Below are 24,771 nucleotides of genomic sequence, written 5' to 3'. Positions count from 1 at the left end.
GCGTGGACCCGCTGACCCCCTACTCGGCCGTGGTGCTGGCCGGTGGCCGGGCCGAGCGACTGGGTGGGCAGGTCAAGCCCCAGCTGCGCGTGGGCAACCGGACGATGCTCGGCACCGTCCTGGACGCGGTGGCCGACGCACGACGCCGCGTCGTCGTCGGACCGGCGCAGGACCTCCCCCACGACGTCGTCCTCACCCGCGAGTCGCCGCCGGGCGCCGGGCCGGTCGCCGCCCTGCGCGCCGGGCTGGAGCAGGTGGGGACGGCGGCCGTCGTCGTCCTGGCCGCGGACCTCCCGTTCCTCACTACTGATCTGGTCGCCCAGTTGCGCGCACGACTGCGGCGCGACGGGGTGCTGGTGGTCGACGACACCGGCCGCGACCAGTTCCTCCTGGGCGCCTGGGACACCGCCGCCCTGCGCGCGGCCGTCGCGGACCCGGCCGCACCCCGGGCCCTGCACCGGGTGGTGGCCGGGCTGGCCGTCGACCGCTTCCACCCGCCGGTCGCCCCCGGCCGGCCCGCGCCGTGGCTGGACTGCGACACCCCCGAGGAGCTGGCGCGGGCCCGGGCGGTAGCCGGCGGGGCTGCCGGGTAGGGCCACCGGCATGCGCATCGTCCTCGCCGGGGCCCACGGGCAGGTCGCCCGCCGCCTCGGCCGTCTGCTGTCCGGCCGCGGGGACACCGTCGTCGGCCTCGTCCGCAACCCCGACCACCGGGCCGACCTGGAGGCCGACGGCACCACGCCGGTGGTGCTCGACCTCGAATCGGCCTCGGTCGAGGAGGTGGCCGAGGTGGTCCGGGGCGCCGACGCCGTCGTCTTCGCCGCGGGCGCCGGCCCGGGCAGCGGGGCGGCCCGCAAGGACAGCGTGGACCGGAGGGCCGCGGTGCTGCTGGCCGACGCCGCCGAGCGCGCGGGCGTGCGCACCTACCTGCTGGTCTCCTCGATGGGCACCGACCTGGTGGCCGGCAGCGGCACGCCGGACGGGCTCGACGAGGTGTTCGCCGCCTACCTGCGGGCCAAGCTCGCCGCCGAGCAGGACCTGCTGGCGCGGCCCGGGCTGGCGGTCACGGTGCTGCGGCCGGGCGGGCTCACCGACGACCCCGGCTCGGGCCGGGTCACCCTCGAACGGCACGTCCAGCGGGGCGACATCCCGCGCGACGACGTCGCCGCCGTGCTGCTGGAGTTCCTGGACCACCCCCGCGACGGCGCGGTCGTCGAGCTCGTCGCCGGTGGGACGCCGATCGAGGACGCGGTCGCCGCGGTGCCCTGACCCGCTGCCCACCCCGGACCGGGCGTCAGCCGCCCCGCCGGGCCCGGGTCACACCGGTGCGGGCGGCGAGCTCGCTGTCGGCCGGGTAGTCGACAGCGAGCAGCGTCAGGCCGTGGGCGGGCGCTACCGGGACCTCGCTGGCGCGTTCGGACAGACGCAGCAGGCCGGCCGGCCAGTCGAGCGGGCGCCGGCCCTCACCGACCGCGACGAGGGCGCCGACGAGGCTGCGCACCATCGAGTGGCAGAACGCGTCGGCCGAGGCGTCGATGCGGACGACCTCGACGCCGGAGCCCTCCGCCACCCGGGAGACGGTCAGCCGCAGCAGGGTGCGGATGGTCGTCGCCCCCTCGCGCCGCCTGCAGTAGGCGGCGAAGTCGTTCTCACCGAGCAGCAACCCCGCGGCGAGGTCCATCGCCGCGTCGTCCAGCCGTCGGGGCCAGGCCACCGTGTCGGCGCGGCGCAGCGGCGGCGGGCCGGCCGGGTCGTCGGTCAACCGGTACGCGTAGTGACGGGCCAGCGCGCCGAACCGCGCGTCGAAGTCCGGGTGCGCCTCGGTGACCGAACGGACGACGACGTCCGGTGGCAGCACGCCGCGGAGCCGCCGGACCAGCTTCGCCGACTGCTCGGTCCACAGCTCCCGCGGCACGTCGCAGTGCACGACCTGACCGGTGGCGTGCACGCCGGCGTCCGTGCGGCCGGCGACCGTCAGGTCCACGTCCCGGCGCAGCACCGTGGCCAGGCCGCGCTCGAGCTCGTCCTGGACGGTCCGCACCGCCGGCTGACGCGCCCACCCGTGGAAGCCGGTCCCGTCGTACTGCACCGCCAGGCGGAGACGGACGAGCCCGCCACCGGAATCGGTGACGGGCTCGTCCTGCGGCTGCTGCGTGGTCAGCGGCCGGTCACTTCGGGTCGGGCGCGGAGTCGCCGCCCTGGTACTGCTGGCCGGCGGTGGCGGCGTCGCCGAGCTCGGCGGCCTCGACCTCGGCCGCGGCGGCGCGGGCCACCTCGGGCGAGAGGACCGGGTCGTCGACGACCACGGCGTTCTCCCGCTGCGGCTCCGGCGTCACGGCGCCGTCGTCCTGGCGCTCGCCGTCGGGGTTGTAGAGGTCAGTGACGACCTCCTGCGCCTCGTCGGTCACGCTGCCGTCGGTTACGGCAGGCGAGGTGTCGCCGCCGGGACCGGTGGTCTCACCCTCGAACGTGGCGCCCTGGTCGCCGCCACCGGCGGAGACGCCGGCCGCGCCCGCACCGGCGACGTTCTCGGGGTTGCTCATCGCGCGTCCGTGCCCTCGTCCTCGGCGGCCGGCGCCTCGGCGACGGTCTCCTCCGGGGTGTCCGCGCTGTCGGCCGAGTCGACGCTGTCCACCGAGTCGGCGCTGTCCACCGAGTCGGCGCTGTCGACCGCGTCGGTCGGCTCGACCGCGTCCGCGGTGACCTCACCGGAGACGGCGGCCGCGCCGGCGCCGGAGGCGAACTGGGTGCCGCGGGCCCGCTCTGCCTCGCCGACGGCCTGCTGACCGACGGTCAGGGCCTCGACGAGCTCGATGACCGCCATGGGAGCGTTGTCGCCCTTGCGCGGACCGACCTTGGTGATGCGGGTGTAGCCACCGGGGCGGTTCTCGTAGCGAGGACCGATCTCGGCGAAGAGCGTGTGGACGACGTCCTTGTCACGGATGGTCGTCATCACCTGACGACGGGCGTGCAGGTCACCGCGCTTGGCGAAGGTCACCAGCTTCTCGGCCAGCGGACGCAGCCGCTTGGCCTTCGCCTCGGTGGTGGTGATCCGCCCGTGCTCGAACAGCGAGGTGGCCAGGTTGGCCAGCATCAGCCGCTCGTGCGCGGGGGAGCCGCCGAGACGGGGGCCCTTGGTGGGGGTGGGCATGTCGGTCCTTCCTCAGGCGGCCGGGCGCTCGCTGCCGGCTGCATCCGTGGTGCAAAGCGTCTGTGGTGCTCGTTCAGTGTCGCGCGTCGGGCACCGGTGCCGGACGGCGGGTCGCCCCGCCGCCCGGCCCGGTCCCGTCCCGGGTCCCGCCCTGAGCGTGCGAAGGGTGGGCAGGACGGGTTCCTTCTAGAGCTGCTCGGTCTCCTGGTAGGAGCCGTCGTCGAACTGCGCCTGGTCGTAACCCGCGGCGTACTCGCCCGTGCCCTGGTAGGCGTCGGTCTCGTAGCCCTCGTCGTAGCTCTCGATCGAGGTGGGGATGAACCCGGGCGGGCTGTCCTTGAGGGCCAGACCCATGGCGGCCAGCTTCATCTTGACCTCGTCGATCGACTTGGCCCCGAAGTTCCGGATGTCCAGCAGGTCGGCCTCGGAACGGGTGACGAGCTCACCGACGGTGTGCACGCCCTCGCGCTTCAGGCAGTTGTAGGACCGGACGGTGAGGTCCATGTCCTCGATCGGCATCGAGAAGTTCGCGATGTCGGCGGCCTCGGCCGGGCTGGGCCCGACCTCGATGCCCTCGGCGTCGATGTTCAGCTCGCGCAGCAGGCCGAAGAGCTCCACCAGCGTCGACCCGGCCGACGCGATGGCGTCGCGCGGGGCAATGGAGGGCTTGGTCTCGACATCGACCACCAGGCGGTCGAAGTCGGTGCGCTGCTCGACACGGGTGGCCTCGACGGCGTACGTCACCTTGAGGACCGGCGAGTAGATCGAGTCGACGGGGATGCGGCCGATCTCCTGGCCGGGCTGCTTGTTCTGCGGGGCCGGCACGTAGCCGCGGCCGCGCTCGACGACCAGCTCGATCTCCAGGCGGCCCTTGCCGTTGAGGGTCGCGATGTGCAGCTCGGGGTTGTGCACCTCGACCCCGGCCGGCGGTGCGATGTCCGCGGCCGTGACCTCACCCGGGCCCTGCTTGCGCAGGTACATGGTCACCGGCTCGTCGGAGTCGGAGCTGACCACCAGGCTCTTGAGGTTCAGGATGATCTCGGTGACGTCCTCCTTGACGCCCGGCACGGTGGTGAACTCGTGCAGGGTGCCCTCGATGCGGATGCTGGTGACAGCGGCACCGGGGATGGACGACAGCAGCGTGCGCCGCAGGGAGTTGCCGAGGGTGTAGCCGAAGCCCGGCTCGAGCGGCTCGATGACGAACCGCGAGCGCTGCTCCGAGATGGTCTCCTCGGTCAGCGTGGGGCGCTGTGCGATGAGCATTGCGTTTCTCCTCCAGATCCTCCGGCACCCGCCATATGACGCCGTGAGGGTGGTGCTGGCTCCGCGCAGGCATCTGTCCACCCGCGGGAGCCGGCCCCAGGTGCCGTGATCGGTGACCCCGGCACCTGGGGACGAGCTGTTACTTCGAGTAGAGCTCCACGATGAGCTGCTCCTGGACCGGGGTGTCGATCACCTGGCGGGCCGGGATGCCGTGGACAAGCACGCGCAGCTGGGTGCTGATGACCTCGAGCCACGGCGGCACAGGGCGCTCGCCGGCGCGGGCCTGGGCAACCTCGAACGGCATCATCGTGCGCGACTTCTCGGCCACCTCGACGATGTCGTTCTCGCTCACGCGGTAGGACGGGATGTCGACCTTGCGGCCGTTCACCCGGATGTGGCCGTGGCGCACCAGCTGGCGGGCCATGTCGCGGGACTCGGCGAAGCCGGCCCGGTAGACCACGTTGTCCAGCCGCGACTCGAGGATCTGCAGCAGGACCTCACCGGTCTTGCCCGTCTTGCGGTTGGCCTCTTCGTAGTAGCCGCGGAACTGCTTCTCCAGCACGCCGTAGATGCGGCGGGCCTTCTGCTTCTCGCGCAGCTGCAGCAGGTACTCGCTGTCCTTGCTGCGACCCCGCCCGTGCTCGCCCGGCGGGTACGGCCGGATCTCGATCGGGCACTTCGGGGACTCGCACTTGCTGCCCTTGAGGAACAGCTTCATCTTCTCGCGCCGGCACAGGCGGCAGTCGGCTCCGGTGTAACGGGCCACGTCAGGTACTCCTCGTTCGTCTCGTCAGTGGACCGCGGTCAGACCCGGCGGCGCTTCTTGGGGCGGCAGCCGTTGTGCGGCTGCGGCGTCACGTCCTGGATCTGACCGACCTCGAGGCCCGTGGCCTGCAGCGATCGGATCGCGGTCTCGCGGCCGGAGCCGGGACCCTTCACGAAGACGTCGACCTTGCGCATGCCGTGCTCCTGCGCCTTGCGGGCAGCGTTCTCGGCGGCCATCTGCGCGGCGAACGGCGTCGACTTGCGCGAGCCCTTGAAGCCCACGTGGCCGGCCGAGGCCCAGCTGATCACGTTCCCGGTCGGGTCGGTGATCGAGACGATCGTGTTGTTGAACGTGCTCTTGATGTGCGCAGCACCGTGAGCGACGTTCTTCTTCTCCTTGCGGCGGACCTTCTTGGCACCGGCCGCGGCGCGAGCCCTGGGAGGCATATGTCTGTCGAATCCTTTGTCTTTCGTGGCCTGGATCCGGTGAGGCTGCGTACGGGCCGCAAGCCGAGCCGGGGGGCACTCGGGGGGCGGAGCCCCCCGAGCGTCTACTTCTTGCCGGCCTTCTTCTTGCCGGCGATGGTCTTGCGCGGGCCCTTGCTCGAGCGCGCGTTGGTCTTGGTGCGCTGACCGTGCACCGGGAGACCGCGGCGGTGCCGCAGGCCCTGGTAGCAACCGATCTCCACCTTGCGACGGATGTCGGCGGCCACCTCGCGGCGCAGGTCACCCTCGACGCGGAAGTGCTCGTCGATGTAGTCGCGCAGCTTCAGCAGGTCCTCGTCACTGAGGTCCTTGGCGCGCAGGTCCGGGCTGACGCCCGTCGCGGCCAGGGTCTCCTTGGCGTGGTGCTTGCCGATGCCATAGATGTAGGTGAGCGCGATCTCCATCCGCTTCTCGCGGGGCAGGTCGACGCCAGCCAGTCGTGCCATGTTCAGGTACTCCCTCAGCCCTGGCGCTGCTTGTGCCGGGCGTTGTCGCAGATGACCATGACCCGGCCGTGCCGGCGGATCACCTTGCACTTGTCGCAGATCTTCTTCACCGACGGCTGGACCTTCACCGGTGCCGCCCCTCATTCCTCGAAATCGATGTGCCGGGACCCCGCACCACGTGCGGGTCCGCGACGGTCACTTGTAGCGGTAGACGATGCGACCGCGCGTCAGGTCGTAGGGCGAGAGCTCCACGACCACGCGGTCCTCGGGCAGGATGCGGATGTAGTGCTGCCGCATCTTGCCGCTGATGTGGGCGAGCACCCGGTGCCCGTTCTGCAGCTCGACCCGGAACATCGCGTTGGGCAGCGGCTCGACGACGCGACCCTCGACCTCGATGGCCCCGTCCTTCTTCGCCATGCCCTACACGCACTCCTTGACTCGGTGGTACGGGATCCTCGTGCGCCCGCGCCGGTACCCGGCTGGACGCGCTCGGAGATTGCAGATCGGGTGGTGCTGACGCTCTCGCAGAGGGCGCCCCGGGTCATGCGGCCACAGCACGACGACGGAGCGGCGCTAGCGCCACAGAAGATCGTACCCCCGTGCCCCACGAGTCACCAACCCGCCCCCGCAGTGACGACCCGCACCCCCGGCGACGGGCTGGAGCGGCCCCGTCGCAGGGGCCTGCCGAGAGCGTGCGAACCGTGGGGGCATCACGCCCCTTCAGGAGCGCGGCGTGATGCCGAACGGGGCGAGGCCGGCGGCCCCGCCGTCCTCGGCGGTCAGGACCCACGGGCCCTCGGGGGTGATGGCCACCGTGTGCTCGAAGTGCGCGGCGCGCGACCCGTCCTTGGTGACGACGGTCCAGCCGTCCTCGAGCTCGACCGTCGCGGGGTCCCCCACCGTGACCATCGGCTCGATCGCGAGCGCCAGGCCGGGGACGAGCTTGGGGCCTCGACCCGGACGCCCGTAGTTGAGCACGTGCGGGTCCTGGTGCATCTCGGTCCCGATGCCGTGGCCGCCGTAGTTGTCGACGATCCCGTACGGGTGCTGCTCCCGGCGGATCTCCTGCTCGACGGCCGAGCTGATGTCGGTGAGCCGGCCCCCGGCCACCGCGCGCGCCAGACCGGCCCACATCGAGCGCTCGGTCACGGCCATCAGCGCGGCGTCCTCCGCCGAGGGCTCTCCCACGGTCAGCGTCACGGCGGAATCGCCGTGCCACCCGTGGAGGATGGCCCCGCAGTCGATGGAGATGTTGTCGCCCTCGGCCAGGGCCCGGCTCGTGCTCGGGATGCCGTGCACGATCTCGTCGTTGATCGACGCGCAGATGCTGCCGGTGAAGCCGTGGTACCCGAGGAAGGACGGGACGGCGCCCGCGCTCCGGATGTGATCCTCGGCGATCGCGTCCAGCTCCCCGGTGGTCACACCGGGCCTGATCGCGGCGCGGACCGCGGCGATGGCCCCCGCGACGACGAGGCCGGCGCCACGCATCAGCTCGATCTCGTGCGCCGTCTTGATCTGGATCATGCGTCCACTCCACTTCGCGAGCAACGGAAGGCGGCCGAGGATGCCTGCCGTCATCTGCCGCGTCGCTCCTTCACCGCGCCCCGCCGTCCGGTCAGACGGCAGCCGGGTGACCGGACTCGCCGTCGGCACCGAGCGCACGCAGCGCCCGGGCCGTGACCTCCTCGACGGAGCCGATCGCGTCGATCCGCGCGAGCAGGCCCTCTCCCTCGTAGAAGCCCGACAGTGGCGCGGTCTGTTCCCGGTAGACCTTCAGGCGGTGCCGCACGGTCTCCGGCTTGTCGTCGTCCCGCTGCACCATCTCGCCGTCGACGAGCATCCGGCGTCCCGAGAGCCGGCGGACCAGCTCCTCCTCGTCCACGACCAGTTCCAGCACGCGGTCGAGCTTCTGACCGAGCTCGGCCAGCGACTCCCGGAGCTGCTCGGCCTGGGCGATCGTGCGGGGGAAGCCGTCGAGCAGGAAGCCCGCCGCGGCGTCGTCCTCGGCCAGCCGGTCCTTGACCATGGCGACCGTGATCTCGTCGGGGACGAGGTCGCCGGCGTCCATGTAGACCTTGGCCTTACGGCCGAGCTCGGTCTGCCCGCTCACGTTCGCCCGGAAGATGTCACCCGTCGAGATCGCGGGGACGCCGAGCTTGCCGGCGATGATCTGCGCCTGGGTGCCCTTGCCCGCTCCGGGCGGCCCCAGGAGGACGACGCGCACTACTTCAGGAACCCTTCGTAGTTGCGCTGGTTGAGTTGCGTCTCGATCTGCTTCACCGTCTCCAACCCCACTCCGACCATGATCAGGACCGCGGTCCCACCGAACGGGAAGTTCTGGTTCTGGCCCTCCTGCGTGATCGACAGGAAGAGGTTCGGCAGGACGGCGACCAGGCCCAGGTAGATCGAACCCGGAAGCGTGATCCGGGACAGGACGTACTGCAGGTACTCGGCGGTCGGGCGACCCGGGCGGATGCCCGGGATGAAGCCGCCGTAGCGCTTCATGTCGTCGGCCCGTTCCTCCGGGTTGAACGTGATCGACACGTAGAAGTACGTGAAGAAGATGATCATCGCGAAGTAGATCGCGACGTGCACCGGGCTGCTCTGGTCGATGACGTAGGTCTCGAAGAAGCGCCGGACCGCGCCCGTCTCGCTGCCCTGCAGCTGGGTGAGCAGCTGCGGGAGGTACAGCAGCGACGAGGCGAAGATGACCGGGATGACGCCGGCCTGGTTTACCTTCAGCGGGAGGTAGGTGGACGTGCCGCCGTACATGCGGCGCCCGACCATCCGCTTGGCGTACTGCACCGGGATGCGCCGCTGGGCCTGCTCGACGTAGACCACCGTGCCGATGATGACGACCGCGAAGGCGCACACGACGGCGAAGACCACGCCGCCGCGGGTCTGCAGGATCGCACCGCCCTCGGCCGGGATCCGGGCCGCGATCGAGGTGAAGATCAGCACGGACATGCCGTTGCCGATCCCCTTCTCGGTGAGGAGCTCGCCGAGCCACATGATCAGGGCCGTCCCGGCGGTCAGCGTGATCACCAGGATGATCGTCGTCCAGACCGACTGCGAGGGGATGATCTGCTCGCTGCAGTTCGGGAACAGCTGCCCGCTGCGGGCGAGGGCGATGATGCCGGTGCTCTGCAGGACGGCGAGCGCGATGGTGAGGTACCGGGTGTACTGGGTCAGCTTGGCCTGACCCGACTGCCCTTCCTTCTTCAGCTGCTCGAAGCGCGGGATCACCACCACCAGCAGCTGCACGATGATGCTCGCCGTGATGTAGGGCATGATCCCGAGCGCGAACACCGAGAGCCGCAGCAGCGCGCCTCCGGAGAAGAGATTCACCAGCGAGTAGAGGTCCCGCTGGTCCGAGGCCTGCGCCTGCTCCAGGCAGCTGTTGATCGCCTCGACCGACACACCGGGGCCGGGGACCGCGGCCCCCAGCCGGTAGATGGCGATGATCGCCAGGGAGAACAGCAGCTTGCGCCGGAGGTCTGGCGTCCGGAACGCCGCGGCGAACGCCTGCAGCACGTGCCCTCCCCTGGTTCGGTCGAGTGAGGTTAGCAACGGGCCCGTCCCGCGGAGCGGGACGGGCCCGTGTCGATCCCCCCGGAGGGCCGCGTCGCGGTCTCTCGACCGGTTCGGCCCTCCGGGGGGATCCGTGTTCAGATGCGGGTGGTGCTGCCTCCGGCCGCGGCGATCTTCTCGGCCGCCGAGGCGGAGAAGGCGTTCGCGTGGACGTCGACCTTGACCCCGCCGAGCTCACCGGTACCGAGCACCTTGACCGGCTGGCCACGGCGCACCGCGCCGGCCTCGGCCAGGGTGTCCGGGTTGACCGGGCCGCCCTGCGGGAACAGCGCCGCGATCCGGTCGAGGTTGACGACCTGGAACACGACCTTGTTGTTGTTCTTGAAGCCCGAGAGCTTGGGCAGCCGCATGTTCAGCGGGGTCTGCCCACCCTCGAACCGCGCGGCGACGGTGCCCCGCGCGCCGGTGCCCTTGGTACCGCGTCCGGCCGTCTTGCCCTTGGAGCCCTCACCGCGACCCACGCGGGTCTTCTTGGTGTGGGCGCCCGGGGCCGGCCGCAGGTGGTGGACCTTCAGTGTCATAGCGAGTCTTTCCTCAGACTTCTTCGACGGTGACCAGGTGCGGCACCGTCGCGACCATCCCGCGGATCTCGGGACGGTCCTCCTGGACGACCGAGTCGTTGATCCGCTTCAGCCCGAGCGAACGCAGCGTCTGGCGCTGGTTCGGCTTGGTGCCGATGGCCGACTTGATCTGGGTCACCTTGAGCTGCGCCACGTCACACCCCCTGGCCCGCACGCGCGCGCAGCATGGCGGCCGGGGCCACGTCCTCGAGGGGCAGACCGCGGCGGGCCGCGATCTCCTCGGGGCGGACGAGGTCCTTCAGCGCCTGCATGGTGGCGTGCACGATGTTGATCGGGTTCGACGAACCGAGGCTCTTGGAGAGCACGTCGTGGATCCCGGCGCACTCGAGCACGGCACGCACCGGGCCACCGGCGATGACACCGGTACCGGGGCTGGCCGGCTTCAGGAGCACGACGCCCGCCGCCGCCTCACCCTGCACGGGGTGCGGGATGGTGCTGGCGATGCGCGGCACCTTGTAGAAGTGCTTCTTGGCCTCCTCGACGCCCTTGGCGATCGCCGCGGGCACCTCCTTGGCCTTGCCGTAGCCGACGCCCACGGTGCCGTCACCGTCGCCCACGATCACCAGGGCGGTGAAGCTGAAGCGCCGACCACCCTTGACGACCTTGGACACGCGGTTGATGGCCACCACGCGCTCGATGTAGTTGCTCTTCTCGGCGGGCGCGCCCCCGGGGCCCCGCCCGCCGTCACGGCGGTCCCGGCGGTCGTTGCCGCCGCCGGCACCGCCGCCGCGTCGCTGTGGTCCTGGCATCAGACGTCCCTCTCGATCTGCTCGCTCGTGCTGGTGGGGTGGGTGGTCATCAGAAGTCCAGCCCACCCTCGCGGGCACCGTCGGCCAGGGCGGCGATGCGCCCCGCGTAGCGGTTGCCCCCGCGGTCGAAGACGACCGCCGTGATGCCGGCGGCCTTCGCGCGCTCGGCCACCAGGCCACCGACCTGACGGGCCAGGGCGGACTTGTCGCCCTCGGCGCCGCGCAGGCTGGCGTCCATGGTGGAGGCGCTCACCACCGTGCGACCGACGGTGTCGTCGACGATCTGCACGTGGATGTGGCGCGCGCTGCGCTTGACCACCAGGCGCGGACGCTCCGGCGTGCCGGAGACCCGCTTGCGCAGCCGGTTGTGCCGACGAAGCCGCGAGACGCGGCGCGCCGTGCTGATGTCGGTGCCGACGGGCTTGCGGCCGCCGGCGCTCTTCCCGTTCGTGGGAGCAGTTGCCTGAGCCATCACTTACCCGTCTTCCCGACCTTGCGCTTGACGACCTCGCCCTGGTACCGCACACCCTTGCCCTTGTACGGGTCGGGCTTGCGGATCTTGCGGATCTTGGCCGCCACCTCACCGACCAGCTGCTTGTCGATGCCGCTGACCCGGAGGCGGGTCGGGGACTCGACAGCGAAGGTGATGCCCTCGGGGGCCTTCACCGGCACGGGGTGGCTGAAGCCCAGGGCGAACTCGAGGTCCGAGCCGCGAGCCTGGACGCGGTAACCGACACCGACGATCTCGAGGGTCTTGGTGTAGCCCTCGGTGACGCCGGTGATCATGTTGGCGATCAGAGTCCGCGAGAGCCCGTGCAGGGCGCGGTTCTGCCGCTCGTCGTTGGGGCGCTGGACCCGCAGCGTGCCGTCCTCGTCGCGCTCGACGGTGATCGGCGCGGCGACCGTGTGGCTGAGAGCGCCCTTGGGTCCCTTCACGCTGACCGTCTGACCGTCGATGGCGACGTCCACACCACCGGGCACGGCGATCGGGAGTCGTCCGATCCGTGACATCTTCGCTCGCTCCTCTTACCAGACGTAGGCGAGGACTTCCCCACCCACGCCCTTCTTGTTCGCCTGCTTGTCGGTCAGCAGCCCGGTCGAGGTCGAGATGATCGCCACGCCGAGACCGCCGAGCACCTTGGGCAGTGCGGTGGACTTCGCGTACACCCGCAGACCGGGCTTGGAGACCCGGCGGACCCCCGCGATGCTGCGCTCGCGGTTGGGGCCGTACTTCAGGTCGATGACCAGCTGCTTGAAGGGGTTGCCGTCCTTGTCGACGTCGTCGACGCGCCAGCCGGCGATGTAGCCCTCCTGCTGGAGGATCTCGGCGATGTGCGTCTTCAGCTTCGACGACGGCATGACCGCGGAGTCGTGGTACGCCTGGTTGGCGTTGCGCAGACGCGTCAGCATGTCTGCGATCGGATCGGTCATCGTCATGACGTGAGTGGTGCCTCTCTCGCCGCGGTTCCTCGTGCGCCGGGTCTCAGGGACTTGGCGCCGGGCCTCTCGGCGATCAGTAACGGAATGGAACGGCTCGGCTGCAGGGACCCGCGGCGCGCGAAGCGTGTCGTGGGGCGCAGCCGAGTCCTTCTACCAGGAGCTCTTACGGACGCCGGGGAGCTCCCCGGCGTGAGCCATCTCCCGCAGGCAGATCCGGCACAGGCCGAACTTGCGGAAGACCGAGTGCGGGCGACCGCACCGCTGGCAGCGGGTGTAGCCGCGCACCTTGAACTTGGGGGTGCGAGCTGCCTTGTTGATCAGCGCCTTCTTGGCCATCTCTTCTCTCCTGCCCGGCTCAGCGGACGGTCGTGATGACGGGCTGGCCGGCGAAGGGGAAGCCGAGCTGGCGGAGCAGCTCGCGACCCTCCTCGTCGTTGGTCGCGGTCGTGACCAGCGTGATGTCCATGCCGCGCGGACGGTCGATCTTGTCGACGTCGATCTCGCGGAACATCGACTGCTCGGTCAGGCCGAACGTGTAGTTGCCGTTGCCGTCGAACTGCTTGGCATTGAGGCCGCGGAAGTCACGGATGCGGGGCAGGGCGAGCGACAGCAGGCGGTCGAGGAACTCCCACATGCGGTCGCCGCGGAGGGTGACCTTCGCGCCGATGGGCATGCCCTCGCGGAGCTTGAACTGCGCGATGGACTTGCGGGCCCGGACGACAGCCGGCTTCTGGCCGGTGATGGCGGTGAGGTCGCGGACCGCGCCGTCCATCAGCTTCGCGTCGCGGGTGGCCTCGCCGACGCCCATGTTGACGACGATCTTCGTCAGGCGCGGGATCTGCATGACGTTCTCGTAGCCGAACTCCGACTGGAGGGCGGGCACGATCGTCTCGCGGTAGTGGGCGAGCATGCGGGGCAGCTCACGGGTGGGTGCGCTCATGAGGTTCAGAGGTCCTTACCGGTGCGCCGCGAGACCCGGATGCTGCGGCCTTCCTCGTCCTTGCGGTAGCCGACCCGGGTCGGCTTCTCCTCGGAGTCGACCACCATCACGTTGCTCACGTGGATGGGCGCCTCCTGCGTGACGATCCCGCCCTGCTGGGCGCCGCGCTGGTTCGAGCTGATGCGGGTGTGCTTGCGCACGCGGCCGACACCCTCGACCAGCACGCGCTGGAGCTTGGGGTAGGCGGCGATGACACGCCCCTTCGCGCCCTTGTCCTTGCCGGACAGCACGAGGACGGTGTCGCCCTTCTTGACCTTCATCGACGGCGTCTTGCCGTTGCTGGCAGCAGCCATGATCACAGCACCTCCGGGGCGAGCGAGATGATCCGCATGAAGCGCTTGTCGCGGAGCTCCCGGCCGACGGGCCCGAAGATGCGCGTACCGCGCGGGTCGCCGCTGTCGCGGATGATGACAGCGGCGTTCTCGTCGAAGCGGATGTAGGAGCCGTCGGGACGACGCCGCTCCTTCACCGTGCGGACGACGACGGCCTTGACCACGTCGCCCTTCTTGACGCCGGCACCCGGCAGCGCGTCCTTCACGGTGCCGACGATGACGTCGCCGATGCCCGCGTAGCGTCGCCCGGAGCCACCGAGAACCCGGATGCAGAGGATCTCCTTCGCACCGGTGTTGTCGGCGACTCGCAGCCGCGACTCCTGCTGGATCACGTCCTACTCCCCAATACTTGTGGTGACAGCCGGGCCGGAACGGTGAACCGGCTGTCCGGCACTCGCGTGCGGACGCACCGACGGCTGCTGCCGCCGGTGCGTCCGAAGCACGGGTACCGGGATGCGGCGCGCGACCCCCGTCGAGCGGTGGGGTGCGCGCCAGTCGTTCAGGGTACTCCTACCCGTCGCGGCCCTGCCGGGCCGCCTCCTGCTGGGCTTACTTGGCCTTCTCGATGACCTCGACCAGCCGCCACCGCTTGGTGGCCGACGTCGGCCGGGTCTCCATGATCTGCACGCGGTCACCGATGCCGGCGACCCCCTGCTCGTCGTGGGCCTTCAGCTTGCTGGTCCGCCGGATGACCTTCCCGTACAGGCCGTGCTTCACGCGGTCCTCGACCTCGACGACGATGGTCTTCTCCATCTTGTCGCTGACGACGAGGCCCTCGCGGACCTTGCGGTAGCCACGGCCGGCCAGGCCGGGGCCGGACGACTGCTGGGTCTCGCTCATGCCACACCCTCGCTCGGGGCGACCGAGAGACCCAGCTCGCGCTCGCGCATGATCGTGTAGATCCGGGCGATGTCGCGGCGGACGGTCTGCAGTCGCCGGTTGTTGTCCAGCTGGCCGGTGGCCACCTGGAACCGCAGGTTGAACAGTTCTTCCTTCGACTCGCGCAGCCGCGCGGCGAGCTCATCGACGGAGAGCTCGCGCAGCTCGGGAGCGGTCAGACCAGCGGCCATCACACTTCTCCTTCACGCGTGATGAAGCGGCACTTCATCGGCAGCTTGTGGATCGCGCGGCGCATGGCCTCGCGGGCCACGGGCTCGGCGACACCGGACAGCTCGAACAGCACGCGGCCGGGCTTGACGTTGGCCACCCACCACTCGGGCGAGCCCTTACCGGAGCCCATGCGGGTCTCGGCGGGCTTCTTGGTCAGCGGACGGTCGGGGTAGATCGAGATCCACACCTTTCCGCCACGACGGATGTGCCGGGTCATCGCGATACGCGCCGACTCGATCTGCCGGTTGGTCACGTACGCCGGCTCCAGGGCCTGGATCGCGTACTCACCGAAGTTGATCTCGGTGCCGCCCTTGGCCCGGCCGGTGCGGCTCGGATGGTGCTGCTTGCGGTGCTTGACGCGCCGTGGGATGAGCATGGCTCAGCTCTCCGTGTTCTGGGCGGGCGGGGCCGTCGACGACGCGGCCTCGGCGGCAGCGGTGGCCTCGGGGCCGGCCGCCTCGGCGATGGTCTGCTCGGGAGCGACCTCACCGGAGGTCTGCGCGACCACGGCATCCGTGGTGTCGGTCGGCGCGTCGGCCACCGGACCGGTCGAGGACTGGACCGCGGCACGCCCGGCCTCGGTGCCCCCGGCGGTGGTGCCCGAGGAACCCGAACGCCGCTGGGGCCGCTGGGCCCGCTCACGACGCTGCTGGCGGTCGGCGAGGGCCTCGAGGGCGGCGCGCTCGGCGCGCGAGCCGCTGACGTCGCCCTTGTAGATCCACACCTTGACGCCGATGCGACCGAAGGTCGTCCGGGCCTCGTAGATGCCGTAGTCGATGTTCGCGCGGAGCGTGTGCAGGGGCACGCGGCCCTCGCGGTAGAACTCCGAGCGGCTCATCTCCGTGCCGCCGAGGCGACCGGAGCACTGCACCCGGATGCCCTTGACCTGCGGGCTGCGCTGGGCCGACTGCATGGCCTTGCGCATCGCGCGGCGGAAGCTGACCCGGCTGGAGAGCTGCTCGGCGACGCCCTGGGCGACCAGCTGCGCGTCCGACTCGGGGTTCTTGACCTCGAGGATGTTCAGCTGCACCTGCTTGCCGGTGAGCTTCTCGAGCTCGCCGCGGATGCGGTCGGCCTCGGCGCCGCGGCGGCCGATGACGATGCCCGGGCGGGCGGTGTGGATGTCGACGCGGACCCGGTCACGGGTGCGCTCGATCTCCACCTTGGAGATGCCGGCCCGCTCCATGCCCTTGGACATGAGCTTGCGGATCGCGACGTCTTCCTTGACGTAGTCCTTGTACAGCTTGTCCGCGTACCACCGGGACTTGTAGTCGGTGGTGATCCCGAGTCGGAACCCGTGCGGGTTGACCTTCTGACCCACTATCGGGTCCCTCCCCTCGTGTTGCTGGTGGACTGCTGGGTGGCCGGGCCCGACTGACCGGTGTCCCGGCGCGCCTTGCGCGACTTCTGCGCGAGGACGGCGCTGCTGGCCACCTCGCTCACCTCGATGGTGATGTGGCTGGTCCGCTTGTTGATGCGGAACGCCCGGCCCTGCGCACGCGGACGGATCCGCTTCAGCGTGGGGCCCTCGTCGACGTACGCCGCGCTGACCACGAGTGCAGCCGGGTCCAGCTGCAGGTTGTGCTCGGCGTTGGCCACCGCGCTGGCGACGACCTTGGCGACCGGCTCACTGGCCGACTGCGGGGCGAAGCGCAGCAGCGCCAGCGCCTCGTCGGTCGGCAGGTAGCGGATCAGGTCCACCACTCGGCGGGCCTTCATGGGGGTCACGCGGACGAACCGGGCCGTAGCCCGGGCGACCGGCGCCTCCTGTCCCAACTGGGAAGTCATCTGAATCTCTCTCTACCTGGTCAGCCCCGCCGCGAGCGGCGGTCGTCCTTGACGTGCCCGCGGAACGTGCGCGTGGGCGCGAACTCCCCGAGCTTGTGCCCGACCATCGCCTCGGTGACGAACACCGGGACGTGCTTGCGGCCGTCGTGCACCGCGAGGGTGTGGCCGAGCATGTCCGGGATGATCGTCGAGCGGCGTGACCAGGTACGGATCACGTTCTTGGTGCCCTTGGCGTTCTGGGCGTCCACCTTGGCGAGCAGGTGGTCGTCGACGAACGGGCCCTTCTTCAGGCTGCGTGGCATAACGGACTCTCCATAACCGCCGGGGAACCCGGGCTCAGCGCTTCTTGTTGGTGCGCCGGCGGCGCACGATCAGGGCGTCACTGGCCTTCCGCTTGCGCGTCCGGCCCTCCGGCTTGCCCTTCGGGTTCACCGGGTGGCGACCACCGGAGGTCTTGCCCTCACCACCACCGTGCGGGTGGTCCACCGGGTTCATGGCGACACCGCGGACGGTCGGGCGCTTGCCCTTCCACCGCATGCGGCCGGCCTTGCCCCAGTTGATGTTCGACTGCTCGGCGTTGCCCACCTCGCCGACGGTCGCGCGGCAGCGCACGTCGACGTTGCGGATCTCGCCCGACGGCATGCGGAGCTGCGCGAAGCGACCCTCACGGGCGACCAGCTGGACGCTGGTCCCCGCGGAGCGGGCGATCTTCGCGCCGCCACCGGGACGGAGCTCGATGGCATGAACCACGGTGCCGACCGGGATGTTCCGCAGCGGCAGGTTGTTGCCGGGCTTGATGTCGGCGGCGGGGCCGCACTCCACCAGGTCGCCCTGCTTGAGCCGCGCCGGGGCGATGATGTAGCGCTTCTCGCCGTCGGCGAAGTGCAGGAGCGCGATCCGCGAGGTGCGGTTCGGGTCGTACTCGATGTGCGCGACCTTGGCCGGCACGCCGTCCTTGTCGGCGCGACGGAAGTCGATCACCCGGTACGCGCGCTTGTGCCCACCGCCCTGGTGACGAGCGGTGACCTTCCCGTGCACGTTGCGCCCGCCACGACCGTGCAGCGGTCGGACCAGCGACTTCTCGGGGTGGTCTCGCGTGACCTCGGCGAAGTCGGCGACGCTGGAGCCGCGGCGGCCCGGCGTCGTCGGCTTGTACTTGCGGATAGCCATTGCTGACTCAGTCCTCTATCTCTGGTCCGAACGGTCCAGGCGCTCAGGCGCCGGGACCACCGAAGATTTCGATGCGGTCGCCGGCAGCCACGGAGACGATGGCGCGCTTGGTGTCCTTGCGCTTGCCCATCTGCGCGCCGCGGCTGCGCTTGCGCTTGCCCTGGCGGTTGATCGTGTTCACGCCGAGGACCTTCACCTTGAAGATCTGCTCGACCGCGATCTTGATCTGCGTCTTGTTGGCATCCGGCCGCACGATGAACGTGTACTGGTTGCCGTCGAGAAGGCCGTAGCTCTTCTCGGAGATGACCGGGGCGAGCAGGACGTCCCGGGGGTCGCGGACGCTCATGCCTTCTCCTCGGTGGTCTCTTCGACGGTGCCCTCACCGACGGCGGGGGCGATGGACGGGATGCCACCCGGCGTCTCGTGGGTGGCGAGGTCCGGCAGGTCTGCGCCGGAGCGCTTGCCCTTGGCCGGACCCGCGACGAACTCCGCCAGCGCCGTCTCGGTGAAGACCACCTCGTCGGACACCAGCACGTCGTACGTGTTGAGCTGGCCGGCCTCGATCAGGTGCACCTCGGGCACGTTGCGCAGGCTCACCCAGTTGAGGACGTCGTCGCGGTCGAGGACCACGAGGACGCGCTTGGCCTGGGTGACGGCGTGCAGCGTGGCGAGGGCGGCCTTCGTCTTGGGGGCGTCGCCGTCGACGAACGCGGAGACCACGTGCACCCGGCCCTCGCGGGCCCGGTCGGAGAGGGCACCGCGCAGGGCGGCGGCCTTCATCTTCTTCGGGGTCTTCTGCTCGTAGTTGCGCGGCTGCGGGCCGTGGACGATGCCACCACCGGCGAACTGCGGCGCACGCGTCGAACCCTGGCGGGCGCGACCGGTGCCCTTCTGGCGGTACGGCTTGGCGCCACCACCGCTCACCTGGCCCCGCGTCTTCGTGGCGTGCGTGCCCTGACGGGCCGCAGCCAGCTGGGCGACGACCACCTGGTGCATCAGGGAGACGTTCGCGCTGGCGTCGAAGAGCTCACCGGGCAGCGTGACGCTGCCGGAGGTCTCCCCCGCCGGGGTGCGGACGTCGACCTGGCGGTCGGTGCGCGTGTCGGTCGATGAGGTCACTTGTCGTCACTCCCCACGGGCCCGCCCTTGACGGCCGAACGGACGAGCACGAGGCCGCCCTTCGGGCCGGGGATGGCGCCCTTGATCAGCAGCAGACCGCGCTCGGCGTCCACCTTGTGGACGACCAGCGACAGGGTCGTGGTCTTGACCGCGCCCATGCGGCCGGCCATGCGCAGGCCCTTGAAGACCCGGCCCGGCGTCGAGGCGCCACCGATGGAGCCCGGCGACCGGTGCTTGCGCTGGGTGCCGTGCGCCGCGCCGAGGCCCTTGAAGCCGTGACGCTTCATGACACCGGCGGTGCCCTTGCCCTTGCTCGTGCCGATGACGTCGACCTTCGCGACGCCGTCGAACACCTCGGCGGTCAGCTCCTGGCCGACCGTGTAGCTCCCCGCATCGGAGGTGCGCAGCTCCACCAGGTGGCGCCGCGGCGTCACGCCCGCCTTGGTGAAATGCCCGCCCTCAGGACGGTTCACCTTGCGCGGGTCGATCTCGCCGAACCCGAGCTGGACGGCGGAGTAGCCGTCGACCTCGGGGGTGCGCACCTGGGTCACCACACACGGGCCCGCCTTGACGACGGTCACCGGCACGAGGCGGTTGTTCTCGTCGAAAACCTGGGTCATCCCCAGCTTCTCGCCGAGGAGACCACGGAATGTGCTCGCCATGTCTGCTGACTGCCCTTACTGAATGTTGACGTCGACCGAGGCCGGCAGGTCGATGCGCATGAGCGCGTCGACCGTCTTCGGCGTCGGGTCGAGGATGTCGATGAGCCGCTTGTGGGTCCGCATCTCGAAGTGCTCGAAGGAGTCCTTGTACTTGTGCGGAGACCGGATCACGGCGTACACGTTCTTCTCCGTCGGCAGCGGCACCGGGCCGACGACGCGCGCTCCGGTCTTCGTCACCGTGTCCACGATGCGCCGCGCCGAGGCATCGATCGCCTCGTGGTCGTAGGCCTTCAGCCGGATGCGGATCTTCTGTCCCGCCATCGCCTGTTCTCGCTCCTGCCGATCGGTTGTGAAAGATCAAGTGGGTCTGCTGACCCGTGGGTCTGACGACCCGGGGGGTGGCTCCGGCGTCGCACGCCCGAGCCCATGGCCGGGCGGCGGCCGGTTCCCCGGCCGCCGCCCGTCAGGGTGTTACTTGATGATCTTGGTGACGCGCCCGGCGCCCACGGTACGGCCACCCTCGCGGATGGCGAACCGGAGACCCTCCTCCATGGCGATGGGCTGGATGAGCTCCACCGTCATCTCGGTGTTGTCGCCCGGCATGACCATCTCGGTGCCGGCGGGCAGGGTCACGACGCCCGTCACGTCCGTCGTCCGGAAGTAGAACTGGGGACGGTAGTTGTTGAAGAACGGCGTGTGACGGCCACCCTCGTCCTTCGAGAGGATGTAGACCGAGCCCTCGAAGTTGGTGTGCGGGGTGATCGAGCCGGGCTTCACGACGACCTGGCCGCGCTCCACGTCCTCGCGCTTGATGCCGCGGAGGAGCAGACCCACGTTGTCGCCGGCCTGGCCCTGGTCGAGCAGCTTGCGGAACATCTCGACACCGGTGACGGTGGTCTTCGTCGAACCCTCGCGGATACCGACGATCTCGATCTCCTCGGAGACCTTGACGATGCCGCGCTCGACGCGGCCGGTGACGACCGTGCCACGACCGGTGATCGTGAAGACGTCCTCGACGGGCATGAGGAACGGCTTGTCGATCTCGCGCTCCGGCTCGGGGATCGCGGTGTCGACGGCGTTCATCAGCTCCATGAGCTTGTCGCCCCACTCGGCGTCGCCCTCGAGGGCCTTGAGCGCCGAGACGCGGACCACGGGGACGTCGTCGCCCGGGAACTCGTACTCGCTGAGGAGCTCGCGCACCTCGAGCTCGACGAGCTCCAGGATCTCCTCGTCGTCGACCATGTCGGCCTTGTTGAGGGCCACGACGATGTAGGGGACGCCGACCTGACGGGCCAGGAGGACGTGCTCCTTGGTCTGCGGCATCGGGCCGTCGGTGGCGGCCACGACGAGGATCGCGCCGTCCATCTGGGCGGCACCGGTGATCATGTTCTTGATGTAGTCGGCGTGCCCGGGGCAGTCGACGTGCGCGTAGTGCCGGTTCTCGGTCTGGTACTCGACGTGCGCGATCGAGATCGTGATGCCGCGAGCCTTCTCCTCGGGCGCCTTGTCGATCTGGTCGAACGCCGAGGCCTCGTTGAGGTCCGGGTACTTGTCGTGCAGGACCTTGGTGATCGCCGCGGTCAGCGTCGTCTTGCCGTGGTCGATGTGCCCGATGGTGCCGATGTTGACGTGCGGCTTGGTCCGCTCGAACTTGGCCTTGGCCACTGGGTTCCTCTCCTCGTGGTTACGCAGGTGGTGCGTGCTCTGGGGTGGGGCTGTGCTCGGGGAGCGCGGGCGGGGCCGCCCGCACTCCGGTTACTCGCCGGTCGCCTTGGCGATGATCTCCTTGGCGACGTTGGCCGGGACCTCGGCGTACGAGTCGAACACCATGGAGTAGCTCGCCCGTCCCTGGGTGCGGCTGCGCAGGTCGCCCACGTAGCCGAACATCTCCGACAGCGGCACCAGGGCCCGGACGATGCGGGCGCCGGAGCGCTCCTCCATCGCCTGGATGATCCCGCGGCGGGAGTTCAGGTCGCCGATGACGTCGCCCATGTTGTCCTCGGGCGTCGTGACCTCGACCGCCATCAGCGGCTCGAGCAGGGCCGGGTCGGCCTTGCGCGCAGCCTCCTTGAAGGCGATCGATCCAGCGATCTTGAAGGCCATCTCCGAGGAGTCGACCTCGTGGTACTGGCCGTCGAGCAGGCTGGCCTTGACCCCCACCATGGGGTAGCCGGCCAGCACGCCGTACTGCATGGCGTCCTGCATGCCCTGGTCGACCGAGGGGATGTACTCCTTCGGGACACGACCACCGGTGACCTTGTTCTCGAACTCGTAGGTCGCCGCGTCGCCCCCCGTGGGGAGCGGCTCGATGGCGATCTGCACCTTCGCGAACTGGCCGGAGCCACCGGTCTGCTTCTTGTGGGTGTAGTCGTAGCGCTCGACGGCCTTGCGGATCGTCTCGCGGTAGGCCACCTGCGGCTTGCCGACGTTCGCCTCGACGTTGAACTCGCGGCGCATGCGGTCGACGAGGATCTCCAGGTGGAGCTCGCCCATGCCCGAGATGACCGTCTGACCGGTCTCCTCGTCCAGCTTCACCTGGAAGGTCGGGTCCTCCTCGGCGAGCTTCTGGATCGCGGTGCCGAGCTTCTCCTGGTCGCTCTTGGTCTTCGGCTCGATGGCGACCGAGATGACCGGAGCGGGGAAGGACATCGACTCGAGGATCACCGGCTTCTGCGGGTCGCAGAGGGTGTCACCCGTCGTCGTCTGCTTGAGCCCGTTGACCGCGACGATCTGACCGGCGCCCACGCCGGCACGCTCCTCGCGCTTGTTGGCGTGCATCTGGTAGATCTTGCCGATCCGCTCCTTGCGGTCCTTGGTGCTGTTGAGCACCGGGGACCCGGCGTCGAGCCGGCCGGAGTAGACGCGGACGTAGGTCAGCTTGCCGAGGTGCTGGTCGGTCTGGATCTTGAACGCCAGCGCCGAGAACGGCTCGTCCTCGTCGGCGTGCCGGAGGACCTCGGTCTCGCCGTCCAGGGCCGTGCCGACGATCGCCTCGATGTCGAGCGGGCTCGGGAGGTAGTCCACGACGGCGTCGAGCAGGGGCTGCACGCCCTTGTTCTTGAACGCCGTGCCGGTGAGCACCGGGTTGACCTGCCCGCCGATGGTGGCCTTGCGGATCGCCGCCTTCAGGCGGTCGACCTCGATCTCCTCGCCACCGAGGTAGTCCTCCATGAGCGAGTCGTCGAAGTCGGCGATGTTCTCGAGCAGCTTCTCGCGGTACTCGGCGGCCTGGTCGGCGAGCTCGGCCGGGATCTCCTCGACGGCGTAGTCCTCGCCCATCTTGGTCTCGCCGCGCCAGGTGAGCGCCTTCATGGTGACCAGGTCGACGACACCGATGAAGTCGGCCTCGGCGCCGATGGGCAGCTGCAGCACCAGCGGGTTGGCCCCGAGGCGCTCGACCATCATGTCGACGCAGCGGAAGAAGTCCGCACCGGTGCGGTCGAGCTTGTTGACGAAGCACATGCGCGGGACGCCGTACTTCTCGGCCTGCCGCCACACCTGCTCGGTCTGCGGCTCGACACCGGCCACACCGTCGTAGACCGCGACCGCACCGTCGAGCACGCGCAGGGAGCGCTCCACCTCGACGGTGAAGTCGACGTGCCCGGGGGTGTCGATGATGTTGATGTCGTGGCCGTTCCAGGAGCACTTCGTCGCGGCCGACGTGATGGTGATGCCGCGCTCCTGCTCCTGCTCCATCCAGTCCATCGTGGCCGCGCCGTCGTGGACCTCACCGATCTTGTACGTGATACCGGTGTAGAAGAGGATGCGCTCGGTGGTGGTCGTCTTGCCGGCGTCGATGTGCGCCATGATCCCGATGTTGCGGGTCTTGCGGAGCTGGGCCTCGTTGCTGGCCATTGCTTCTCCTCTTGGATCAGGTCCGTGTGCGGGTGCCGGGGCTGCGACGTCCAGAGGCGCCCGGGAGTCCCGCCGACGGCGGGCGCTGGTGGTTACCAGCGGTAGTGCGCGAAGGCCTTGTTCGACTCGGCCATCTTGTGCGTGTCCTCGCGCCGCTTGACGGCGGCACCGAGGCCGTTGCTCGCGTCGAGCAGCTCGTTCATCAGGCGCTCGGTCATCGTCTTCTCGCGGCGGGCCCGGCTGTACTGGATGAGCCAGCGCAGGCCGAGCGTGGTGCTGCGGGAGGCGCGGACCTCGACCGGGACCTGGTAGGTCGCACCACCGACGCGGCGGCTACGGACCTCGAGGGCCGGCTTCACGTTGTCCAGCGCGCGCTTGAGCGTGACGACCGGGTCGGTGTCGGTCTTGGCGCGGGCACCCTCGAGGGCGCCGTAGACGATCGCCTCGGCGACCGAGCGCTTGCCGTCGACCAGCACCTTGTTCACCAGCTGGGTGACCAGCGGCGACTGGTACACCGGGTCGGCGACCAGCGGACGCTTCGGCGCGGGGCCCTTGCGCGGCATTAGCTCTTCTCCTTCTTCGCGCCGTACCGGCTGCGAGCCTGCTTGCGGTTCCGGACACCCTGGGTGTCCAGCGAGCCGCGGATGATCTTGTAGCGGACGCCGGGCAGGTCCTTCACACGGCCGCCGCGCACGAGCACCATCGAGTGCTCCTGCAGGTTGTGGCCGACGCCCGGGATGTAGGCGGTCACCTCGATGCCACTGGTCAGGCGGACGCGAGCGACCTTGCGCAGCGCCGAGTTCGGCTTCTTCGGCGTCGTCGTGTACACGCGCGTGCAGACTCCGCGACGCTGGGGCGAACCCTTCAGCGCCGGGGTCTTGGTCTTCTCGACCTTGTCCTCGCGGCCCTTGCGGACCAGCTGGTTGATCGTGGGCATGGGTGGCCTGGATCTCCTACCTGCGCTGGGGTGGTGCTCGTCTGTGTGCTGCTCTGGGGGGTGGTGCTGGGGTGCCGGTCCCTGGTCGGAACCTCCCCGACCCCGGCCGTGTTCCATGTCCGGTCCACGCGGTCGGGCGTGTTGCCCTTCCCAGGACCGGTCCGGTGTCAGACCGAACTCGGTTGCCCCTCGCGACTCCGGCGCCGCCACCTTCCGGCGAGGCCGGGAGGTGGTCCTCGGTGACCGGGAGGCTGTCGCCTCCGGCCCCCCAGACGCACCGCGAACGGGAGCAGGCCCAGGGCACCCTGGGCACGGCTGACCACGAT

General features: G+C 70.1%; 39 protein-coding genes. 2 read left to right on the top strand and 37 right to left on the bottom strand.

The window, feature by feature from the left end; translation table 11 throughout:
• Positions 1-2: 2 nt before the first annotated feature.
• Positions 3-593, top strand: coding sequence for a molybdenum cofactor guanylyltransferase (mobA, locus tag ACI794_RS04060; RefSeq protein WP_456615703.1), 591 nt, complete (start codon positions 3-5; stop codon positions 591-593).
• A 10-nt stretch (positions 594-603) separates the two neighbouring features.
• The gene (locus ACI794_RS04055) at positions 604-1,269 is read left to right on the top strand and encodes an SDR family oxidoreductase (protein ID WP_456615702.1); all 666 of its coding nucleotides are present in this window, start codon (positions 604-606) and stop codon (positions 1,267-1,269) included.
• Positions 1,270-1,294: 25 nt separating this feature from the next.
• On the opposite strand, the gene truA is transcribed toward ACI794_RS04055, so the two are convergent.
• From truA to rpsL, 37 genes are all read right to left on the bottom strand, one after another.
• Positions 1,295-2,089 carry a tRNA pseudouridine(38-40) synthase TruA gene (truA, locus tag ACI794_RS04050; protein ID WP_456602568.1) on the bottom strand — a complete coding sequence of 265 codons (795 nt, stop codon included), beginning with the start codon at positions 2,087-2,089 and terminating at the stop codon, positions 1,295-1,297.
• 79 nt (positions 2,090-2,168) lie between these two features.
• On the bottom strand, positions 2,169-2,543 hold the full coding sequence (locus ACI794_RS04045; RefSeq protein ID WP_456602569.1) for a hypothetical protein: 375 nt from the start codon (positions 2,541-2,543) through the stop codon (positions 2,169-2,171).
• On the bottom strand, positions 2,540-3,151 hold the full coding sequence (gene rplQ / locus ACI794_RS04040; protein WP_456615701.1) for a 50S ribosomal protein L17: 612 nt from the start codon (positions 3,149-3,151) through the stop codon (positions 2,540-2,542). The genes ACI794_RS04045 and rplQ overlap by 4 nt, the downstream gene beginning before the upstream one ends.
• A 186-nt stretch (positions 3,152-3,337) precedes the next feature.
• A complete protein-coding gene (locus ACI794_RS04035; RefSeq protein ID WP_456579656.1) occupies positions 3,338-4,414 on the bottom strand; it encodes a DNA-directed RNA polymerase subunit alpha in 1,077 nt (358 codons plus the stop codon).
• Between the two features lie 139 nt (positions 4,415-4,553).
• Positions 4,554-5,180 (bottom strand): 30S ribosomal protein S4, encoded by a 627-nt coding sequence (rpsD, locus tag ACI794_RS04030; RefSeq protein WP_456579657.1) that lies wholly within the window; start codon positions 5,178-5,180, stop codon positions 4,554-4,556.
• Between the two features lie 38 nt (positions 5,181-5,218).
• The gene (gene rpsK, locus ACI794_RS04025; RefSeq protein ID WP_012950456.1) at positions 5,219-5,626 is read right to left on the bottom strand and encodes a 30S ribosomal protein S11; all 408 of its coding nucleotides are present in this window, start codon (positions 5,624-5,626) and stop codon (positions 5,219-5,221) included.
• A gap of 104 nt (positions 5,627-5,730) precedes the next feature.
• Positions 5,731-6,111, bottom strand: coding sequence for a 30S ribosomal protein S13 (gene rpsM / locus ACI794_RS04020; RefSeq protein ID WP_104527727.1), 381 nt, complete (start codon positions 6,109-6,111; stop codon positions 5,731-5,733).
• A gap of 14 nt (positions 6,112-6,125) precedes the next feature.
• On the bottom strand, positions 6,126-6,239 hold the full coding sequence (gene rpmJ / locus ACI794_RS04015; protein WP_012950458.1) for a 50S ribosomal protein L36: 114 nt from the start codon (positions 6,237-6,239) through the stop codon (positions 6,126-6,128).
• 67 nt (positions 6,240-6,306) lie between these two features.
• Complete coding sequence (infA, locus tag ACI794_RS04010) at positions 6,307-6,528, bottom strand: translation initiation factor IF-1 (protein WP_012950459.1); 222 nt, start codon at positions 6,526-6,528, stop codon at positions 6,307-6,309.
• Between the two features lie 303 nt (positions 6,529-6,831).
• Positions 6,832-7,689, bottom strand: coding sequence for a type I methionyl aminopeptidase (map, locus tag ACI794_RS04005; RefSeq protein WP_456615700.1), 858 nt, complete (start codon positions 7,687-7,689; stop codon positions 6,832-6,834).
• Between the two features lie 37 nt (positions 7,690-7,726).
• Positions 7,727-8,335 carry an adenylate kinase gene (locus ACI794_RS04000; protein ID WP_456579659.1) on the bottom strand — a complete coding sequence of 203 codons (609 nt, stop codon included), beginning with the start codon at positions 8,333-8,335 and terminating at the stop codon, positions 7,727-7,729.
• Positions 8,335-9,645, bottom strand: coding sequence for a preprotein translocase subunit SecY (gene secY / locus ACI794_RS03995; protein WP_456579660.1), 1,311 nt, complete (start codon positions 9,643-9,645; stop codon positions 8,335-8,337). Before secY ends, ACI794_RS04000 begins: the two co-directional genes overlap by 1 nt.
• 134 nt (positions 9,646-9,779) lie before the next feature.
• The gene (rplO, locus tag ACI794_RS03990) at positions 9,780-10,223 is read right to left on the bottom strand and encodes a 50S ribosomal protein L15 (RefSeq protein ID WP_456579661.1); all 444 of its coding nucleotides are present in this window, start codon (positions 10,221-10,223) and stop codon (positions 9,780-9,782) included.
• Between the two features lie 13 nt (positions 10,224-10,236).
• Positions 10,237-10,416, bottom strand: coding sequence for a 50S ribosomal protein L30 (gene rpmD / locus ACI794_RS03985; protein ID WP_113811322.1), 180 nt, complete (start codon positions 10,414-10,416; stop codon positions 10,237-10,239).
• Between the two features lies 1 nt (position 10,417).
• Positions 10,418-11,032, bottom strand: a complete 615-nt coding sequence (rpsE, locus tag ACI794_RS03980; RefSeq protein WP_026857030.1) for a 30S ribosomal protein S5 — start codon at positions 11,030-11,032, stop codon at positions 10,418-10,420.
• A 49-nt stretch (positions 11,033-11,081) separates the two neighbouring features.
• Entirely contained in the window at positions 11,082-11,504 is a 423-nt protein-coding gene (gene rplR, locus ACI794_RS03975) for a 50S ribosomal protein L18 (protein ID WP_456579662.1), read from the bottom strand.
• The gene (rplF, locus tag ACI794_RS03970; protein WP_456579663.1) at positions 11,504-12,043 is read right to left on the bottom strand and encodes a 50S ribosomal protein L6; all 540 of its coding nucleotides are present in this window, start codon (positions 12,041-12,043) and stop codon (positions 11,504-11,506) included. Before rplF ends, rplR begins: the two co-directional genes overlap by 1 nt.
• Positions 12,044-12,058: 15 nt before the next feature.
• Positions 12,059-12,463, bottom strand: coding sequence for a 30S ribosomal protein S8 (rpsH, locus tag ACI794_RS03965; RefSeq protein ID WP_456579664.1), 405 nt, complete (start codon positions 12,461-12,463; stop codon positions 12,059-12,061).
• A 159-nt stretch (positions 12,464-12,622) separates the two neighbouring features.
• A complete protein-coding gene (locus ACI794_RS03960; protein ID WP_091929101.1) occupies positions 12,623-12,808 on the bottom strand; it encodes a type Z 30S ribosomal protein S14 in 186 nt (61 codons plus the stop codon).
• A 19-nt stretch (positions 12,809-12,827) separates the two neighbouring features.
• Positions 12,828-13,412, bottom strand: coding sequence for a 50S ribosomal protein L5 (gene rplE, locus ACI794_RS03955; protein WP_456560347.1), 585 nt, complete (start codon positions 13,410-13,412; stop codon positions 12,828-12,830).
• Positions 13,413-13,417: 5 nt separating this feature from the next.
• Entirely contained in the window at positions 13,418-13,765 is a 348-nt protein-coding gene (rplX, locus tag ACI794_RS03950) for a 50S ribosomal protein L24 (protein WP_456579665.1), read from the bottom strand.
• Between the two features lie 2 nt (positions 13,766-13,767).
• Positions 13,768-14,136: a 50S ribosomal protein L14 gene (gene rplN, locus ACI794_RS03945; RefSeq protein WP_091929103.1), complete on the bottom strand. Its 369-nt coding sequence runs from the start codon at positions 14,134-14,136 to the stop codon at positions 13,768-13,770.
• Between the two features lie 217 nt (positions 14,137-14,353).
• Positions 14,354-14,644, bottom strand: coding sequence for a 30S ribosomal protein S17 (gene rpsQ / locus ACI794_RS03940; protein ID WP_456560345.1), 291 nt, complete (start codon positions 14,642-14,644; stop codon positions 14,354-14,356).
• A complete protein-coding gene (gene rpmC, locus ACI794_RS03935; RefSeq protein ID WP_166531786.1) occupies positions 14,641-14,874 on the bottom strand; it encodes a 50S ribosomal protein L29 in 234 nt (77 codons plus the stop codon). The genes rpsQ and rpmC overlap by 4 nt, the downstream gene beginning before the upstream one ends.
• Entirely contained in the window at positions 14,874-15,290 is a 417-nt protein-coding gene (gene rplP / locus ACI794_RS03930; protein WP_456579667.1) for a 50S ribosomal protein L16, read from the bottom strand. The genes rpmC and rplP overlap by 1 nt, the downstream gene beginning before the upstream one ends.
• Before the next feature lie 3 nt (positions 15,291-15,293).
• Positions 15,294-16,235: a 30S ribosomal protein S3 gene (gene rpsC / locus ACI794_RS03925; RefSeq protein WP_456602572.1), complete on the bottom strand. Its 942-nt coding sequence runs from the start codon at positions 16,233-16,235 to the stop codon at positions 15,294-15,296.
• On the bottom strand, positions 16,235-16,702 hold the full coding sequence (gene rplV / locus ACI794_RS03920; protein ID WP_091929107.1) for a 50S ribosomal protein L22: 468 nt from the start codon (positions 16,700-16,702) through the stop codon (positions 16,235-16,237). Before rplV ends, rpsC begins: the two co-directional genes overlap by 1 nt.
• A 20-nt stretch (positions 16,703-16,722) precedes the next feature.
• On the bottom strand, positions 16,723-17,004 hold the full coding sequence (gene rpsS, locus ACI794_RS03915; RefSeq protein WP_236825796.1) for a 30S ribosomal protein S19: 282 nt from the start codon (positions 17,002-17,004) through the stop codon (positions 16,723-16,725).
• A 34-nt stretch (positions 17,005-17,038) separates the two neighbouring features.
• Positions 17,039-17,872 (bottom strand): 50S ribosomal protein L2, encoded by an 834-nt coding sequence (gene rplB / locus ACI794_RS03910; protein WP_456602573.1) that lies wholly within the window; start codon positions 17,870-17,872, stop codon positions 17,039-17,041.
• 43 nt (positions 17,873-17,915) lie between these two features.
• Positions 17,916-18,218, bottom strand: a complete 303-nt coding sequence (gene rplW, locus ACI794_RS03905) for a 50S ribosomal protein L23 (RefSeq protein ID WP_091929110.1) — start codon at positions 18,216-18,218, stop codon at positions 17,916-17,918.
• Positions 18,215-18,991 carry a 50S ribosomal protein L4 gene (gene rplD, locus ACI794_RS03900; RefSeq protein ID WP_456579669.1) on the bottom strand — a complete coding sequence of 259 codons (777 nt, stop codon included), beginning with the start codon at positions 18,989-18,991 and terminating at the stop codon, positions 18,215-18,217. Before rplD ends, rplW begins: the two co-directional genes overlap by 4 nt.
• Entirely contained in the window at positions 18,988-19,653 is a 666-nt protein-coding gene (gene rplC / locus ACI794_RS03895) for a 50S ribosomal protein L3 (RefSeq protein ID WP_456579670.1), read from the bottom strand. Before rplC ends, rplD begins: the two co-directional genes overlap by 4 nt.
• 15 nt (positions 19,654-19,668) lie before the next feature.
• Positions 19,669-19,974 (bottom strand): 30S ribosomal protein S10, encoded by a 306-nt coding sequence (gene rpsJ, locus ACI794_RS03890; RefSeq protein WP_091929113.1) that lies wholly within the window; start codon positions 19,972-19,974, stop codon positions 19,669-19,671.
• Positions 19,975-20,124: 150 nt separating this feature from the next.
• Positions 20,125-21,318, bottom strand: a complete 1,194-nt coding sequence (tuf, locus tag ACI794_RS03885) for an elongation factor Tu (RefSeq protein WP_246982518.1) — start codon at positions 21,316-21,318, stop codon at positions 20,125-20,127.
• Between the two features lie 90 nt (positions 21,319-21,408).
• Complete coding sequence (gene fusA, locus ACI794_RS03880; RefSeq protein ID WP_456579671.1) at positions 21,409-23,508, bottom strand: elongation factor G; 2,100 nt, start codon at positions 23,506-23,508, stop codon at positions 21,409-21,411.
• A 92-nt stretch (positions 23,509-23,600) separates the two neighbouring features.
• Positions 23,601-24,071, bottom strand: a complete 471-nt coding sequence (gene rpsG / locus ACI794_RS03875; RefSeq protein ID WP_091929116.1) for a 30S ribosomal protein S7 — start codon at positions 24,069-24,071, stop codon at positions 23,601-23,603.
• Positions 24,071-24,445, bottom strand: coding sequence for a 30S ribosomal protein S12 (rpsL, locus tag ACI794_RS03870; RefSeq protein WP_012950487.1), 375 nt, complete (start codon positions 24,443-24,445; stop codon positions 24,071-24,073). Before rpsL ends, rpsG begins: the two co-directional genes overlap by 1 nt.
• Between the last annotated feature and the right edge of the window lie 326 nt (positions 24,446-24,771).

It is taken from the genome of Blastococcus sp. SYSU DS0541 (genome assembly GCF_054050875.1).
The sequence above is the reverse complement of the archived record's forward strand: the minus strand, read 5'-3'. Positions and strand labels throughout refer to the sequence as shown.

Excerpts from the sequence above, each read along its gene's own strand:
- ACI794_RS03960 (WP_091929101.1), bottom strand. The coding sequence starts at position 12,808 with ATGGCCAAGAAGGCGCTGATCAACAAGGCAGCTCGCACCCCCAAGTTC.
- rpsE (WP_026857030.1), bottom strand. The coding sequence starts at position 11,032 with ATGCCAGGACCACAGCGACGCGGCGGCGGTGCCGGCGGCGGCAACGAC.
- rplC (WP_456579670.1), bottom strand. The coding sequence starts at position 19,653 with ATGGCGAGCACATTCCGTGGTCTCCTCGGCGAGAAGCTGGGGATGACC.
- rplW (WP_091929110.1), bottom strand. The coding sequence starts at position 18,218 with ATGAGCGTCCGCGACCCCCGGGACGTCCTGCTCGCCCCGGTCATCTCC.
- map (WP_456615700.1), bottom strand. The coding sequence starts at position 7,689 with ATGACGGCAGGCATCCTCGGCCGCCTTCCGTTGCTCGCGAAGTGGAGT.
- fusA (WP_456579671.1), bottom strand. The coding sequence starts at position 23,508 with ATGGCCAGCAACGAGGCCCAGCTCCGCAAGACCCGCAACATCGGGATC.
- rplQ (WP_456615701.1), bottom strand. The coding sequence starts at position 3,151 with ATGCCCACCCCCACCAAGGGCCCCCGTCTCGGCGGCTCCCCCGCGCAC.
- rplB (WP_456602573.1), bottom strand. The coding sequence starts at position 17,872 with ATGGCTATCCGCAAGTACAAGCCGACGACGCCGGGCCGCCGCGGCTCC.
- rplE (WP_456560347.1), bottom strand. The coding sequence starts at position 13,412 with ATGAGCGCACCCACCCGTGAGCTGCCCCGCATGCTCGCCCACTACCGC.
- rplX (WP_456579665.1), bottom strand. The coding sequence starts at position 13,765 with ATGGCTGCTGCCAGCAACGGCAAGACGCCGTCGATGAAGGTCAAGAAG.
- rpsH (WP_456579664.1), bottom strand. The coding sequence starts at position 12,463 with ATGACCGATCCGATCGCAGACATGCTGACGCGTCTGCGCAACGCCAAC.
- rpsL (WP_012950487.1), bottom strand. The coding sequence starts at position 24,445 with ATGCCCACGATCAACCAGCTGGTCCGCAAGGGCCGCGAGGACAAGGTC.
- rpsG (WP_091929116.1), bottom strand. The coding sequence starts at position 24,071 with ATGCCGCGCAAGGGCCCCGCGCCGAAGCGTCCGCTGGTCGCCGACCCG.
- rplO (WP_456579661.1), bottom strand. The coding sequence starts at position 10,223 with ATGACACTGAAGGTCCACCACCTGCGGCCGGCCCCGGGCGCCCACACC.
- ACI794_RS04035 (WP_456579656.1), bottom strand. The coding sequence starts at position 4,414 with ATGCTCATCGCACAGCGCCCCACGCTGACCGAGGAGACCATCTCGGAG.
- ACI794_RS04045 (WP_456602569.1), bottom strand. The coding sequence starts at position 2,543 with ATGAGCAACCCCGAGAACGTCGCCGGTGCGGGCGCGGCCGGCGTCTCC.
- rplP (WP_456579667.1), bottom strand. The coding sequence starts at position 15,290 with ATGCTCATCCCACGGCGCGTCAAGCACCGCAAGCAGCACCATCCGAGC.
- rplV (WP_091929107.1), bottom strand. The coding sequence starts at position 16,702 with ATGACTTCCCAGTTGGGACAGGAGGCGCCGGTCGCCCGGGCTACGGCC.
- rpmC (WP_166531786.1), bottom strand. The coding sequence starts at position 14,874 with ATGGCCGCTGGTCTGACCGCTCCCGAGCTGCGCGAGCTCTCCGTCGAT.
- rpsJ (WP_091929113.1), bottom strand. The coding sequence starts at position 19,974 with ATGGCGGGACAGAAGATCCGCATCCGGCTGAAGGCCTACGACCACGAG.
- rpsQ (WP_456560345.1), bottom strand. The coding sequence starts at position 14,644 with ATGAGCGAGACCCAGCAGTCGTCCGGCCCCGGCCTGGCCGGCCGTGGC.
- rplR (WP_456579662.1), bottom strand. The coding sequence starts at position 11,504 with ATGGCTCAGGCAACTGCTCCCACGAACGGGAAGAGCGCCGGCGGCCGC.
- rpsK (WP_012950456.1), bottom strand. The coding sequence starts at position 5,626 with ATGCCTCCCAGGGCTCGCGCCGCGGCCGGTGCCAAGAAGGTCCGCCGC.
- ACI794_RS04055 (WP_456615702.1), top strand. The coding sequence starts at position 604 with ATGCGCATCGTCCTCGCCGGGGCCCACGGGCAGGTCGCCCGCCGCCTC.
- rpsM (WP_104527727.1), bottom strand. The coding sequence starts at position 6,111 with ATGGCACGACTGGCTGGCGTCGACCTGCCCCGCGAGAAGCGGATGGAG.
- rplF (WP_456579663.1), bottom strand. The coding sequence starts at position 12,043 with ATGTCACGGATCGGACGACTCCCGATCGCCGTGCCCGGTGGTGTGGAC.
- rpsS (WP_236825796.1), bottom strand. The coding sequence starts at position 17,004 with ATGCCACGCAGCCTGAAGAAGGGCCCGTTCGTCGACGACCACCTGCTC.
- infA (WP_012950459.1), bottom strand. The coding sequence starts at position 6,528 with ATGGCGAAGAAGGACGGGGCCATCGAGGTCGAGGGTCGCGTCGTCGAG.